This window comes from Acinetobacter sp. 3657, assembly GCF_031456775.1.
In the GTDB taxonomy this organism is placed as follows: Bacteria; Pseudomonadota; Gammaproteobacteria; order Pseudomonadales; family Moraxellaceae; genus Acinetobacter.
In genome coordinates this window covers 1-13384 of sequence record NZ_JAVDVH010000008.1, presented here as the reverse complement: position 1 = coordinate 13384, position 13384 = coordinate 1, and the positions used below count along the sequence as shown (strand labels likewise).

Genomic DNA, 13384 nt, shown 5'->3' with positions numbered 1-13384 from the left:
ATTAAAATTAAGGACTATTTGCGCTTATAGTACATCCGCATATACGTCGTAATCGGTCGGTTAAAATTTGTTGACTCTGGGTCTGTATCTATTACTCGACGCATTGTAGATGCTTTATCAGCTATACGTTCAAACCGAGACGTTTGAAATTGAATATCTGCAAGCGCATATTTATTTATAGTCGAGTCTTCTACATGTCGCATATCTGCATCTTGCAAAGCCAATAAATTTTTCCGATATGACTCAGGTACATCAACAAGGAAGAGTGTATTGTTATCCCATACCTCTTGGAAACGAACTTCATCAAAGCTAATATTGCCTAAAGCAGGATCAGCGACATAGACGCGTCCATCTTTATATGCCTTGTAAACAACAAAGTGCTTAAAGCCTGCATAAGTAATTGGTACAATAGCTGGTTGTTTTAACTCAACGAGATCTGAAAACTTTCCTCTATAACCGTTACTATTTAATCCGATCGCTGTCACAAAGCGTTTCATGTCCAATAGTGAAAAACTACGGCGCTCAATAATGCGTTGATATTCACCATATTGAAGTAAACCAGACATCGTTTGCTGTTCTGTTAAACTCAGACCACCATAACCATTTAACAACGTGGTTAATGCAGCCGAACCACAGCTATAGTCATAAGCTTGACGGACGATACCGCGAAACTGATCCTCTACAGCAGGTTTAATAGTGACAGCTTCACGGTGATTCCGTGTAAAAGAAGGGTTGCGAGAATCTAGGGTTTCTGTGTAGTGAACAGTCCCCTCAGGTTTTTTTTCTATTTCAAAGGCTTGCGTTGAGAAGTAATACATCAATGCCGAGCCTAAAGCGATCTCTAACATAAGTCTCTTTTTCTAACCGTGGCAGCACTTGCCTTATTCATTTTATTTTTAGTGTTTAGTCACAAACACTACGTCCTTGCCTGTTGAAGATACCTTTTTTTATGAAAAAATACAGCTTTTTTTTATTTTTTTTGACGAAATGTATGTTTTTATCTTGAGTTGGACTTATTTTATGTATCCAAAACATAGCCATAGACACAATATGACTATATTAATATTTAACCAAAACATATATAGCAAAAAAAGCGCATGAAGCGCTTTTTTTGCTTGAAGAAAATTAGTGACCAGCAATGGTAATTGTTGATGAACCAACATTTAAACCTTGAATTTCTACATCACCAATTGAAGCACCACCCAAACCAACGCTTCGAATATAAACATCATTTTTAGCAGTACTGTTATTTACAATTTCTAAGCCAGTAGTTTTAACGTTAATATCCAAGTCAACACCAATTGCAGCACCAGACTCGCCTCGAACATGAATACCACCGATATTGATAGTACCACCACCAGCAGCATCAACAATTCCTAGATTTTTAATATCAAGACCAGATAAAGTAGAGTCTACTTTAATCATAGCGCCTTGAGGTGCAGAACCTAATTGAATATTTGCAGTAATAGTACCTAGTGACAAATCAAGACCAGTGATAATTTCGTTAACACCAGTAGCACCGCGGCGAACATCACCTACTGTAGAAGCATCAGCTATCAAAGCAGCATTTTGGCTAGTACCAGAAACACCAACCCCTATTGAACCAATTGATACATCAACAGCACCAACTGTTGCTGCAATATTCAAGAACGCAGAGCTGTTTGGACCAGAACCTGTTGTATTACCTGTACCAGCATCTGAATCAATAACCAAATCTAAAAGGTTACCAGCTCCTTTTTGAGTAATCGTAACGCCAGCGATAGAAATCGCACCAGCATCACCAGTTGCACCAGTAATGCCAGTTGATGCTTGTAAACCATCATTATCGTGAATATATAAGTTATCGATAGAGATACCACCAGCACCAACAGCGATACCAATAGAAATACCATCTTGACCAGTTGCAGCGCTTAGTGCAGCATCGTCCATTGCTTGCATAGCCATTGCATTTGCGCTAATCGCCATTGAAGAAACTAAAACGAGTTTAGTAAACATTTTCATTGAGCACTCTCCCAAGAGCATTTATTTTTTGACTTTCACTACTCTAAACTGTCCACTGTTGTTTTTTATTAAATGACAACCTGAACTTCCAATCCTTGAGTAGTTCGCTTAGCAACTACTAAATTACTCGTTTGTTATTTTATGTTCAACTACTGTTAAATGTTTTTTAGTAACAACCCGATAAACGGCGCCCCTCAAGGCATTCAGCCCCACAACACACAAAGATAAATAAACATTTAAAAAATATAGTTATTTATAAAAATCAATCACTCGAATTTTGATCCCAATGGTCAAAAACAAGACCCTTTGTCTACTTTCATTAAAGTAACCATAAAATGTAAGCAAAATTTTTCTTTCCTCTCTCTGTATCAATAACACTAACCTCAATTTCCCAAGTTTTTTTTGATCATATCAACGAAATGTCTGTCTATTTTTTATTCTAAATCACTATAAAGTATCACGAGCATTTTTTGATTGTAGTACAATCCTTTTTCCCAAATGTAGATGTATATATTTTCATTTTATGTCTTATTTTAAACAAAAGCTTAATACAGAACTTACATCTGCATTTGACCTTCTCTCCCAACTTTATGATTTGACGGGTTTGGTCTATTTGCATGACCAAAATCTCCCTGTCATTGCTTTTTTACCTAAAAAGTTTCTAGTATTTCAACAGTCCATACTTCAACAGTTTCATCAAACTGCATTCAATCAATATCAATTACAACCAAAAGCAACAACCGTTACCGAGTTCTCAAACTTTGATCAAACCACTCAAAGCTCTCAGCAAAATGTTGTATTTGATGGTGGATATATTGGTTTTTTCAGTTATGACTATAGTGCCAATCAGCATGTCAATATTTCCAGCCACCCTCAACCCAGTTTTTTCTTAGGTCAATACTCAACTTTTTTGAGATTTCAGGACAATGCTTGGTATTTTCATAGCCGTGAAGAAAATGCTCAGGCTATTTATGCATTTATATCTGATCTCATAGCTCAACCAACATCCAAGAACCTGTCCGCACTTACTTTACTTGAAGCATCCCACCCTCGCTGGTCAAAACAACAATACTTAAATGCATTCCAACACGTTCAGGAATATATTAAAGCGGGAGATTGTTATCAAATTAACCTCACCCAAGAGTTCAAAGCGACTGCTCAAGGTTCGTTATTAAATTCTGCACAAGCATTATGGCAGCTCACACACGCACCTTATGCAGGCTATCTAAAAATTAATGATTTTGAATTACTCAGTTGTTCTCCTGAGTTATTTATTGAATTCCAAAATAATCGAAAAATAAAAACCCGTCCCATCAAAGGAACCATGCCACGTTTTAATGACCCTCAACAGGATCAGCGATCTAAAGAAAAACTCAGTCGCTCGGAAAAAGACCAAGCTGAGAATGTCATGATCGTTGATTTATTACGCAATGATTTAAGTGTTTACGCTGAGACAGGTTCGGTCACAACCACCAAACTATTTGAAATCGAAAGTTTCAATCAAGTGCATCACATGGTCAGTGAAATTACCGCGACCATGAAAGAAGAAATCAATCCTATGCAAATGTTATTGTCTGCCCTACCTGGTGGTTCAATTACAGGAGCACCTAAAATTCGTGCCATGCAAATTATTGAGGAACTAGAAGGTGCGCCCCGCGGTGCTTATTGCGGTAGTTTAGGATATTTTAATTTTGATGGAACAGGTCGATGGAATATTTTGATCCGCAGTATTCAAAAATATCAAAACGAATTATCCATGTGGGCAGGTGGTGGTATCACCATCGCTTCTGATGCTGAAGCTGAATATCAAGAATGTTTTGATAAAATTTCTGCCATGCTCAATTTACTCAACACATGGCAGAAAACAAACCTCTAAATCAAAAATAGATTTATAAAATATGCGTTTTTAGCGTATCCACTAAACGCTTATTTTGTTCATCTGTACCAATCGTGATACGCAAGAATTGGTTAATCCGAGGTTTATTGAAATAACGGACCAAAATCCCATGATCACGTAGTTGTTGCATCAATTGAGCCGCATCATGTTTTGGATGCGTGGCAAAAATGAAATTGGCTTTTGATGGCAATACTTGAAAACCTAAAGCCATTAACTCACTGATCAACTTTTCACGACTGTCTATGACTTTTTTACATTGCGCCTCAAAGTAAGCCTGATCCTCAAAGGAAGCAACAGCGGCTGCAATGGCAAAACGATCCATCGGATAGGAGTTAAAACTATTTTTTACTGCTTCAAGGGCAGCAATCAAATGACTTTGTGCAATGGCATATCCAACACGCAAACCAGCCAATGAACGTGATTTAGATGTCGTTTGGCAGACCACTAAATTTTCATATTTTTTGACCAACTGAACAGCAGTTTCAGCACCAAAATCGACATAAGCTTCATCAATCACAACCACTCGATTAGGATTTGCTTGTAAAACCTGTTCGATTTGATCCAAACCCAAAGCAATACTGGTTGGTGCATTTGGATTGGTAATAATCACCCCACCATTCGCTTGCTTATAATCTGCAACATCTATTTCAAAATTTTCATTCAATGGAATTTGCTGGGTGTGAATGCCAAAGAACTGACTATAAACAGGATAAAAACTATAAGTAATATCTGGATAAAGCACAGCTTCTTTTTGAATAAAAAATGCTTTAAAAATATGTGCTAAAACCTCATCAGAACCATTTCCCACAAAGACTTGTGCAATCTCAACATTTTGCTGTTTGGCAATCGCTTGCTTCAAGGCTGTTGCGTCAGGGTCAGGATATAGGCGCAAGGCATCGGCTTGATTTGCCAAAACAGCTTGGACCGCCGCCTCAACTCTCGGTGATGGCGGATATGGATTTTCATTGGTATTGAGCTTTAATAAGTTCTGAATTTTGGGTTGCTCACCGGGAATATACGGTTCCAATTCACGAACTTCAGGACTCCAAAAACGCATTTGTTCTGTTGTGATATTCGACATTTTATTTTCTCTTTTAACCCTCACCTAAGCTCTCGAAGAGGAATATTCAAACTTATTCCACCAAAATATTAAGTCTGCAGGTGGCTATTCCCTCTCCTATAAGGAGAGGCTTAGGGAGAAGTTTTAAATTAGATTTATTGATAACGGTAACGTGCTGAACGAGCATGAGCATCTAGATTTTCCTGTACCGCAAGCACATCCGCAGTTTTCGCCAAAGGTTTAACACCTTCCTGCGAGCACATGATTAGGCTAGAACGCTTTTGAAAATCATAGACGCCAAGTGGAGACGAGAAGCGCGCTGTACCCGATGTTGGCAAGACATGGTTTGGACCTGCACAATAATCACCAATTGCTTCAGGCGTATAACGCCCCATAAAGATTGCACCAGCATGACGAATCTCTTGGCTCATCTGTTCAGCATCATCTAAACAAAGCTCTAAATGCTCAGGTGCAACTTGATTAATCAATTCAACTGCTTCTGCTCGATCTTTAACGAGAACCAAAGCACCACGATTTTGAATTGAAGTTCTGGCAATTTCTGCTTTTGGCAATTCACTTAAATGCTTTTCAATGGCTGCATCAACAGCATTTAAAAGTGCCTCATCAGGTGTGATAAAAATAGCTTGGGCAACCGTATCATGTTCCGCTTGTGACAACACATCCATCGCAAGCCAATCCGCATTATTTTCGCCTTCGGCATAAACCAAAATTTCTGAAGGTCCTGCGATCATATCAATACCGACTTGACCAAATACGGCTCTTTTTGCCGCTGCAACAAAACGATTTCCTGGACCAGTAATTTTATCTACTGCTGGAACAGTTTGTGTGCCATAAGCCAAAGCAGCGACGGCTTGCGCACCGCCAATTGTAAAGACCCGACTCACACCAGCCAAATGTGCGGCTGCCAATACCAATGGATTCAACTCACCATTCGGTGCTGGAACAACCATAATGATTTCAGGAACACCTGCAACATGGGCAGGAAGTGCGTTCATCAATACAGAAGATGGGTAAGAAGCTAAACCACCCGGTACATAAATACCAACCCGGTCCAGTGGTGTGACTTTTTGACCTAAAGTATTTCCTAACTCATCAATATAAGTCCACCCTTCTTGCTTTTGAGCTTGATGGAAAGCACGAATACGCTTTGCAGCAAGTTCTAGTGCATCACGGATTTCAACCGTTAATCCCTCAAATGCAGTTTTAAGTTGTGCTTGAGTGAGTTCTAAATCAGAGAATTGATGCGCGGGATGTCGATCGAACTGTTGCGTTAATTTCAGCACATGATCATCACCATGCTGACGAACATCAGCAATAATTTGATCTACAGTTTGTATTAATTGAGGATCATTGACAGTTTCAAATGCTAATAGCTCAGCAAATGTCTGTTTAAAATTTTGATCCTGAGTCGATAAACGTCGCATCAATTTACCCACAAGGCGAATAAGAGAGCGCTAAGTTTACTCTTTTTCACTCTATTTGTGGATGCAATATCAGCCTAAAAAAATTATGAGATAAAATTAGTGTGCCGATGAGCAATCCAATAGCATTACTCACCTAAAAAACTATAATAAAATAGAAATATTTTTAAAATAAAACAATCTCTTAAAAATTATTTTTAAATCGTTGTCACAAATTTGAATGCTGATTCGTCAATCTAAGAACCCTATTTGTTCATATCAGGAGTTTTAAAATGACGAACAGTAATATTCATCCGCAAAAACATTTACCAAGTGCAGTACATCATCTTCATCAAGTACACAAAAATATTGATGACTTAGCCTTGATCGAACGCCCACTTTATCATTTAGTTCTGTTAAGAGCTTCACAAATCAATGGATGTGCTTATTGCGTAAAAATGCATATTGCCGAAGCATTGGCAGATGGTGAAACCCAATCACGTTTAGACCGCCTCATTATATGGCGTCATTGTGCAGACTACAGTGACCAAGAAAAAGTTGCTTTTGCTTGGGTAGAAGCATTAACAACACTACACCCTCAAACAGATTATGCGCCGCTGCGTTCCAACCTATTAAAATATTTTAACGAACAGCAAATATCTGCTTTAACTTTATTGATTGGCATGATTAATTTATGGAATCGTATCGGCATTTCACAACATTAAAGATGATGCAAAATCAACAAAATCTCACGAAACACGATTTAGATCTATTTCAAGCAAGCCGAGCATTCTTGTTCGGCCTAGCTTATCGCCTCTTAGGTTCAACACATGACGCAGATGATGTATTACAGGATATTTTTCTAAAATGGCAAATGCAGCCTAAAGAGGAAATCCTCAATCCCCAAGCTTGGCTTACATCGGTTTGCACACGCCATTGTATTGACTTGCTTCGTTCTCACCACAAGTCACGGACTGAATATGTGGGTACATGGTTACCCGAACCGTATCAACATACAGAACAGATATCGATTGAATCTGATTACACCTTATCGACTGCATTTCTTTTAGTTCTTGAAAAACTCTCACCCAAAGAACGAGCTGCTTACTTACTGCATGATATCTTTAATCTTGATTACCAAGAGGTTTCTGAAATTCTTCAAGAGCAGCACAGTTATTGTCGGCAATTAGTAGTACGTGGAAGAAAACGAATTTCAGAACAACCAAAGGTACTTTCGACATTACCAACTTCACATCAGATGACTTTACTAAATGCCTTTAGAGACGCCATTCACTCACATAATCTTGATCAACTTAAAAAGCTTCTGAGTGAAGATATTCAGCTTGCTGCTGATGGTGGCGGTAAGGTTTCAGCTATTCCTCAACCACTCATCGATCAGCCCAGTGTATTACGCTTTTTTGAGCGCTTGCTCTTTCAGGCTTGGAATGAGCTTTTTTGGGAAATATGCCATCTCAATGGCAATATTGGCTTTAAGTTATATGATCAACAGCATAATTGTGTGATCGCGATGACATTTGCATTTGATTGCAACCAGCAGATTCAAAATATCTATGTTATGCGCAATCCCGACAAACTAAAAAATAAAAGGCCAACCTAAGTTGACCTTTGTACAGAATAGGCGCTTTTATTTCGAACGTTCTTTAATCGCCTGCTCAAGTTGAGTCAGGATTGGGTTTAATAAAGCTTGTTTACGTTTGAAACTTGCTTTATTAACGATTAAACGCGAAGAAACCTTACAAATCTCCTCTAATGGCTCTAAACCATTGGCACGCAAGGTATTTCCTGTATCGACCACATCGACAATGTAATCGCCCAATCCAACGAGCGGTGCAAGCTCCATTGAACCGTAGAGCTTAATCACATCCACTTGCTCACCTAAACTTGCATAATATTGACGTGTTAAGTTGACATATTTGGTCGCGATCTTTAAACGCCCTTTTGGACGTTGCATTCCCACTTTACCCGCAGTCATTAACTTACAATTGGCAATTTTTAGATCAAGCAATTCATACACATGTTGTGCGCCATGCTCCATCAATACATCTTTACCCGCCACACCAAAATCTGCTGCACCATTTTCAACATAAGTCGGCACATCCGAAGCACGTAAAATAAGAATACGTACTTTTTTATGCGTAGTTGGAAAAATCAACTTACGCGACTTTTCTGGATCTTCCAGTAAATTAATGCCTGCATTTTCAAGTAAAGGTAAAGTCTCTTTTAAAATACGACCTTTACTGAGTGCCAAAGTTAAACCATGATCAAAATTGCCCATTACATCAAAATTTGGATCATCGTTTCTTAAGTCATTCATCCTTTTACTCGCTTAATCTGAGCCCCTAAACTTTGCAATTTTTCTTCGATATGTTCATAACCACGATCAATATGATAAATACGATCAATCAGTGTCTCACCCTCTGCAACCAAAGCTGCAAGGACTAGGGAAAATGAAGCACGCAAATCAGTCGCCATCACAGGTGCAGCTTGAAGTGTCTCTACTCCAGTTACAACCGCGTCATGCCCTTCGACTTGAATGTTTGCACCCATACGAGACAGTTCAGGTACATGCATAAAACGATTTTCAAAAATTGTTTCAGAAATCGTTGCAAAACCACGACCGATTGCATTCACCGCCATCAATTGTGCTTGCATATCTGTAGGGAAATCTGGATGCGGTAGTGTTCTAAAACTCACAGCTTTAGGACGTTTACCCTGCATATCCAACTCAATCCAGTCATCACCACAAGTAACTTCTGCACCCATTTCTTCAAATTTTTCCAATACCGCTTCTAGCAATAAAGGATCAGTATGCGTGGTTTTAACTCGACCACCCGTAATCGCAGCAGCAGCTAAATATGAACCCGTCTCGATACGGTCAGCAACCACAGCGTATTCACAACCATGCAAGCTTTCAACACCAGTTACAACCAACGTATCCGTGTCTAAACCTTCAATCTTAGCGCCCATTTTAATCAGCATTTGCGCAAGATCAGTAATTTCTGGTTCACGAGCAGCATTACGAATCGTGGTTACACCATCAGCCAATGCCGCAGCCATTAAGATATTTTCTGTACCACCGACAGTAACCATATCAAAAAAAACTTCGCCACCTTTTAAGCGGCCATCAACTGAAGCATGGACATAACCATTTTCAACTTCAATTTGTGCGCCTAAAGCTTCTAATGCTTTTAGATGCTGATCAACTGGACGTGAACCAATCGCACAGCCACCAGGCAATGAAACCTTAGCATTGCCATAACGCGCCAACAATGGACCAAGCACCAAAATAGAGGCGCGCATCGTTTTTACAAGTTCATAAGGTGCAAATTGATTATCTAATGTCGAAGCATCAGCACAAACCGTTTCACCCTCATAACGCATGGTGATACCCAAGCCAGCTATCAGCTCAACCAATGTATTCACATCTTTTAGATTAGGTACATTGGTTAGCGTAATCGGAGAGTCAGCAAGGATCATTGCTGCAAGTAAAGGCAAAGCTGCATTTTTAGCACCAGAAATGCGCACTTCGCCCTCGAGCTTAACACCGCCCGTAATTAAAAATTTATCCATTAATATTTATGCTCCGAAAAGGCTTGCTTTACGCCATTCGTCTTTTGTCATTGCGCGAATCGTAACAGCGTGAACTGCACCACTCGCAATATAAGAATTCAGGGGTGCATAAACAGCCTGTTGGCGAGTGACGGTACGTTTACCTTCAAACTGGTCATCAACAATACGAAGGTCAAACTTGCCAGCCTGTCCGCTCACTGCTACTTCTGCTTCAGGAAAAGCTTCTTTTAAAATTTGCGTGAGCTGCTCACTATTCATTGCCAAGACCTCTTATACAACCATTGGTGTAAAACGCGCTATTTTACTATAACTTTTTCATATAATTCAGTAAGCGTTTTCTTTTTTTATCACTAAAAAAAGAGGCTCTATAAAAAGCCTCTTTCACTCAACTTAAAAATTAAGTCAAAATTGCAAGTTCATGTTGATAAGAACATTGTATTTTTCTATGTTTTGCAAGCTGTCGCTTTAATTTTTCTGTTAGTTTTTTTATCGAAGTATACATATCATCGGCTGTCGCCTGTGCAAACAATTCAATCCCCGGCAGACGTATAATTGCTTCTGCAATATGGTTTGCACTCCCTTTATGTGAACGTTTATCAACTTGATGATCTTTAGCCAATTTGATCTGCATACTATTTACCTGATCTAGATGCTTGGTCATTTGACTAAACTTTTCTTTAATATTCTCTTCAATTGCAGGTGTAATGGTTAAATGGTGTCCACGAATCGTTATTTGCATAATTCTATCCCTCACCTTTTCTTAGGATACGAAAACATCGCCCAAGCAATCTAATGCATATAATGTGGTTCAACACTCATTAAATCATCTTAGCGAGTCCTCTAGTGATTATTAAAAAATTCATTATTTGGTCATAATGAATGCCTAGAATAGTCACACCTTGAAATTCAGATCAAGACTTTTCTTTCAGAAGATGATGGAATATGTAACGATTCACGATATTTTGCGACAGTCCGTCGAGCGACCTCAATTCCTTCTACTTTTAACATCTCAGCAATTATATTATCCGACAAAGGTTTACGCGGATTTTCATTCGAAACTAATTTTCTAATCATGGCTCGAATCGCTGTGGAAGAAGCCTCCCCACCTGCCGTTGTTCCGACATGACTTGAAAAGAAATATTTCAATTCAAAAAGCCCACGCGGCGTCAGCATATATTTATTGGTTGTCACGCGAGACACTGTCGATTCATGTAATTCAACTTCTTCAGCAACATCACGCAACACCAAAGGCTTCATCGCCTCAGGTCCCAACTCTAAAAATGCTCTTTGATGCTCAACAATGCACGTCGCGACTTTTAATAGTGTTTTATGACGCTCATCAACACTTTTAATGAAATTTTTAGCCTCCAACATCTGATTGCGTAGATAAACATTGTCATCACTTTGATCAGCACGACGAATCATGCTGGAATAAAAGGAGTTGATTCTCAATTTTGGAATGACATCAGGATTAAGTTGCACCTGCCAATGTAGATCTTTTTTAGCAACAACGACATCTGGAACTTGATATTCAGATTCTTGTTGATTGAACTCTAAACCAGGATAAGGCTTCAAAGTTTTTAATAAATCAACTGCACTTTTTAACTGCTCTTTAGATAAGCCCGTTTGTTTTAACAACTTATTTAAATCATTTGCAATGAGCAGCTCATAACTCTTCAGAAGCTTCTTTGCTTCAGCCACATAAGGAGATTTTTCGTTCAAACTTCCGAGTTGAATCATAAGACATTCTGCAAGGTTTCGCGAACCGACACCCACTGGGTCCAAATGCTGAATATGTTTAAGAACAACAATGATTTCATCTAATTCAACCTCTTCCTCACTATCCATTTCTTGCAATATGCGCGTTACGGCAAACAGAATTTCATCTAAATCAGCATCTAGGAATCCTTTCTCATCTAAAGAATCTACTAAACAATATGCAATCAACTTATCTATATTAGAAAAATGTAATAAATTAACTTGTTCTAAAATATGTTCTTTTAGATTATGTTGAACCTGCCGATTATCTTCTCGTTCTTCATACTCAGGTGATCCTAAAGCTGTAGACTGATGGGTGTAAATATCATCCCATTCTGTATCAACAGGTAAATCATTTGGTAGATGATCAGCATTAAGTTCTGTTGTTAAATCCGCATTTTCCTCTGGCTCTAATGTAGATAAGCTTTCTGTTGTGCCAATCTCTTCAATTTTTTCCAGTAACGGGTTACTATCTAATTGTATTTGTACTTCTTGCTCCAACTCTAAACTTGAAAGCTGTAAGAGCCGAATTGCCTGCTGCAATTGAGGAGTTAGCGATAGACTATTCGTAACTTTCAACCCAACAGATAATCTCATAAAATCTTCCTTCACAAAATCAAGCAAAAAACATGCCTATAAAATTATTTATAACATAAAGAAATGTTTACGCATATAAGGAAAAAAGAAATTCAACTTATTTTATCACTAGGATTTATCAAAATAAAAATTTTTATAGAAATATCAACAAGGTAAAATATTTGAAACATTCATTATTACGATTAAAGACTAGTAATTATAATCGGTATTAAACTCCCCTCAAAATCAAATGATCTCAATAAGCAAATACAGGAAGAGAAGTTCATCATATCTAAATAATATTTTATAGATGAATATCAAACAATTCCATTACTAAAAGAAATGTAGATTGAACATGATTATGTCTTTTTTTCCAAAATTCCTTATACACGGGAGGCAATCCTTCAAGAAATAAAAACCATTGCCTATCATGCAATACCTTACTTTCTGGCTGTAAATAATTTAATGCTGCGTAAGCCCATTCTGGTTGTAATGCTTCATTAATGTACCTATTCTCCAATACAATGTGATTACACTTTTCTATATATTTTAATAACCCTTCGTAAGATTGTTCCCCTCCAAGGCGAGCAAGGCATATACATAAATGTTCTGTATGATTCGGGTACTGTAACAGCCTTAAAAGGATTTTATCAGAAAATTGATCCATCTTTCTTAAAGCAATTGTCCACACTCCAACTTTTTCAGAACGCCACCCTTCATTAACCATCTGTATAATTTCAATATCTGATAGTTCTAAAGCACAACTTGTAAATGCTTTCCATAGAACCTTTCGTTTTGCTTCAGATATTAAAATAATATTGCCATTCATAAATTCCAAATAAAAAGGCTGAACATATTTAGGGTGAACCATCCAATTAGTCACTCCTTAATTACCTTTATTTTAAAATTCCAATCTTTAATTTATATTTCTCTCTTTCAGCGCCATAAAAAACACCCCAACCTCTTACGAGACTGGGGTGTTTAGATTTAAAAGCTGGCGATGACTTACTCTCACATGGCAAGTGCCACACTACCATCAGCGCGAAGAGGTTTCACTTCTGAGTTCGGGAAGGGATCAGG

13 protein-coding genes and 1 rRNA gene are annotated in these 13384 nt (G+C 38.2%); 3 read left to right on the top strand and 11 right to left on the bottom strand.

Features of this window, described 5'->3' with window-relative positions:
* Positions 1-14: 14 nt before the first annotated feature.
* Both J2Y37_RS10180 and J2Y37_RS10175 read right to left on the bottom strand, forming a co-directional pair.
* Positions 15-848: a C39 family peptidase gene (locus J2Y37_RS10180; protein ID WP_349032736.1), complete on the bottom strand. Its 834-nt coding sequence runs from the start codon at positions 846-848 to the stop codon at positions 15-17.
* A gap of 277 nt (positions 849-1125) precedes the next feature.
* Positions 1126-2001: a DUF6160 family protein gene (locus tag J2Y37_RS10175; RefSeq protein WP_349032735.1), complete on the bottom strand. Its 876-nt coding sequence runs from the start codon at positions 1999-2001 to the stop codon at positions 1126-1128.
* A 523-nt stretch (positions 2002-2524) separates the two neighbouring features.
* On the opposite strand from J2Y37_RS10175, the gene pabB reads away from it, so the two are divergent.
* Positions 2525-3877, top strand: coding sequence for an aminodeoxychorismate synthase component I (gene pabB, locus J2Y37_RS10170; RefSeq protein WP_349032734.1), 1353 nt, complete (start codon positions 2525-2527; stop codon positions 3875-3877).
* Between the two features lie 13 nt (positions 3878-3890).
* Here the strand turns inward: pabB and hisC are convergent, their stop codons facing one another.
* Together hisC and hisD are read right to left on the bottom strand one after the other, a co-directional pair.
* Positions 3891-4979, bottom strand: a complete 1089-nt coding sequence (gene hisC, locus J2Y37_RS10165) for a histidinol-phosphate transaminase (protein ID WP_349032733.1) — start codon at positions 4977-4979, stop codon at positions 3891-3893.
* Positions 4980-5113: 134 nt separating this feature from the next.
* The gene (gene hisD / locus J2Y37_RS10160; protein WP_349032732.1) at positions 5114-6403 is read right to left on the bottom strand and encodes a histidinol dehydrogenase; all 1290 of its coding nucleotides are present in this window, start codon (positions 6401-6403) and stop codon (positions 5114-5116) included.
* Between the two features lie 269 nt (positions 6404-6672).
* On the opposite strand from hisD, the gene J2Y37_RS10155 reads away from it, so the two are divergent.
* Together J2Y37_RS10155 and J2Y37_RS10150 are read left to right on the top strand one after the other, a co-directional pair.
* Positions 6673-7104: a carboxymuconolactone decarboxylase family protein gene (locus J2Y37_RS10155; RefSeq protein WP_349032731.1), complete on the top strand. Its 432-nt coding sequence runs from the start codon at positions 6673-6675 to the stop codon at positions 7102-7104.
* Positions 7074-7997 (top strand): sigma-70 family RNA polymerase sigma factor, encoded by a 924-nt coding sequence (locus J2Y37_RS10150; RefSeq protein ID WP_349032730.1) that lies wholly within the window; start codon positions 7074-7076, stop codon positions 7995-7997. Before J2Y37_RS10155 ends, J2Y37_RS10150 begins: the two co-directional genes overlap by 31 nt.
* A 27-nt stretch (positions 7998-8024) precedes the next feature.
* Here the strand turns inward: J2Y37_RS10150 and hisG are convergent, their stop codons facing one another.
* From hisG to rrf, 7 genes are all read right to left on the bottom strand, one after another.
* Positions 8025-8714, bottom strand: a complete 690-nt coding sequence (hisG, locus tag J2Y37_RS10145) for an ATP phosphoribosyltransferase (RefSeq protein ID WP_004669798.1) — start codon at positions 8712-8714, stop codon at positions 8025-8027.
* A complete protein-coding gene (gene murA / locus J2Y37_RS10140; RefSeq protein WP_349032729.1) occupies positions 8711-9970 on the bottom strand; it encodes a UDP-N-acetylglucosamine 1-carboxyvinyltransferase in 1260 nt (419 codons plus the stop codon). The genes hisG and murA overlap by 4 nt, the downstream gene beginning before the upstream one ends.
* 6 nt (positions 9971-9976) lie before the next feature.
* On the bottom strand, positions 9977-10228 hold the full coding sequence (gene ibaG, locus J2Y37_RS10135; protein WP_005198374.1) for a BolA family iron metabolism protein IbaG: 252 nt from the start codon (positions 10226-10228) through the stop codon (positions 9977-9979).
* 139 nt (positions 10229-10367) lie between these two features.
* The gene (gene raiA, locus J2Y37_RS10130) at positions 10368-10709 is read right to left on the bottom strand and encodes a ribosome-associated translation inhibitor RaiA (protein WP_004669794.1); all 342 of its coding nucleotides are present in this window, start codon (positions 10707-10709) and stop codon (positions 10368-10370) included.
* A 167-nt stretch (positions 10710-10876) separates the two neighbouring features.
* Positions 10877-12325: an RNA polymerase factor sigma-54 gene (locus J2Y37_RS10125; protein ID WP_349032728.1), complete on the bottom strand. Its 1449-nt coding sequence runs from the start codon at positions 12323-12325 to the stop codon at positions 10877-10879.
* 283 nt (positions 12326-12608) lie between these two features.
* Positions 12609-13175 carry a DUF6000 family protein gene (locus J2Y37_RS10120; RefSeq protein WP_349032727.1) on the bottom strand — a complete coding sequence of 189 codons (567 nt, stop codon included), beginning with the start codon at positions 13173-13175 and terminating at the stop codon, positions 12609-12611.
* A gap of 121 nt (positions 13176-13296) precedes the next feature.
* Positions 13297-13384: ribosomal RNA gene (gene rrf, locus J2Y37_RS10115) — 5S ribosomal RNA — on the bottom strand; the annotation flags it as partial.

Bases quoted from the DNA above. Each gene is read 5' to 3' on its own strand.
- hisG (WP_004669798.1), bottom strand. From the start codon at position 8,714: ATGAATGACTTAAGAAACGATGATCCAAATTTTGATGTAATGGGCAAT.
- J2Y37_RS10175 (WP_349032735.1), bottom strand. From the start codon at position 2,001: ATGAAAATGTTTACTAAACTCGTTTTAGTTTCTTCAATGGCGATTAGC.
- hisD (WP_349032732.1), bottom strand. From the start codon at position 6,403: ATGCGACGTTTATCGACTCAGGATCAAAATTTTAAACAGACATTTGCT.
- J2Y37_RS10120 (WP_349032727.1), bottom strand. From the start codon at position 13,175: ATGGTTCACCCTAAATATGTTCAGCCTTTTTATTTGGAATTTATGAAT.
- J2Y37_RS10155 (WP_349032731.1), top strand. From the start codon at position 6,673: ATGACGAACAGTAATATTCATCCGCAAAAACATTTACCAAGTGCAGTA.
- murA (WP_349032729.1), bottom strand. From the start codon at position 9,970: ATGGATAAATTTTTAATTACGGGCGGTGTTAAGCTCGAGGGCGAAGTG.
- pabB (WP_349032734.1), top strand. From the start codon at position 2,525: ATGTCTTATTTTAAACAAAAGCTTAATACAGAACTTACATCTGCATTT.
- ibaG (WP_005198374.1), bottom strand. From the start codon at position 10,228: ATGAATAGTGAGCAGCTCACGCAAATTTTAAAAGAAGCTTTTCCTGAA.
- J2Y37_RS10125 (WP_349032728.1), bottom strand. From the start codon at position 12,325: ATGAGATTATCTGTTGGGTTGAAAGTTACGAATAGTCTATCGCTAACT.
- J2Y37_RS10180 (WP_349032736.1), bottom strand. From the start codon at position 848: ATGTTAGAGATCGCTTTAGGCTCGGCATTGATGTATTACTTCTCAACG.
- raiA (WP_004669794.1), bottom strand. From the start codon at position 10,709: ATGCAAATAACGATTCGTGGACACCATTTAACCATTACACCTGCAATT.
- J2Y37_RS10150 (WP_349032730.1), top strand. From the start codon at position 7,074: ATGGAATCGTATCGGCATTTCACAACATTAAAGATGATGCAAAATCAA.
- hisC (WP_349032733.1), bottom strand. From the start codon at position 4,979: ATGTCGAATATCACAACAGAACAAATGCGTTTTTGGAGTCCTGAAGTT.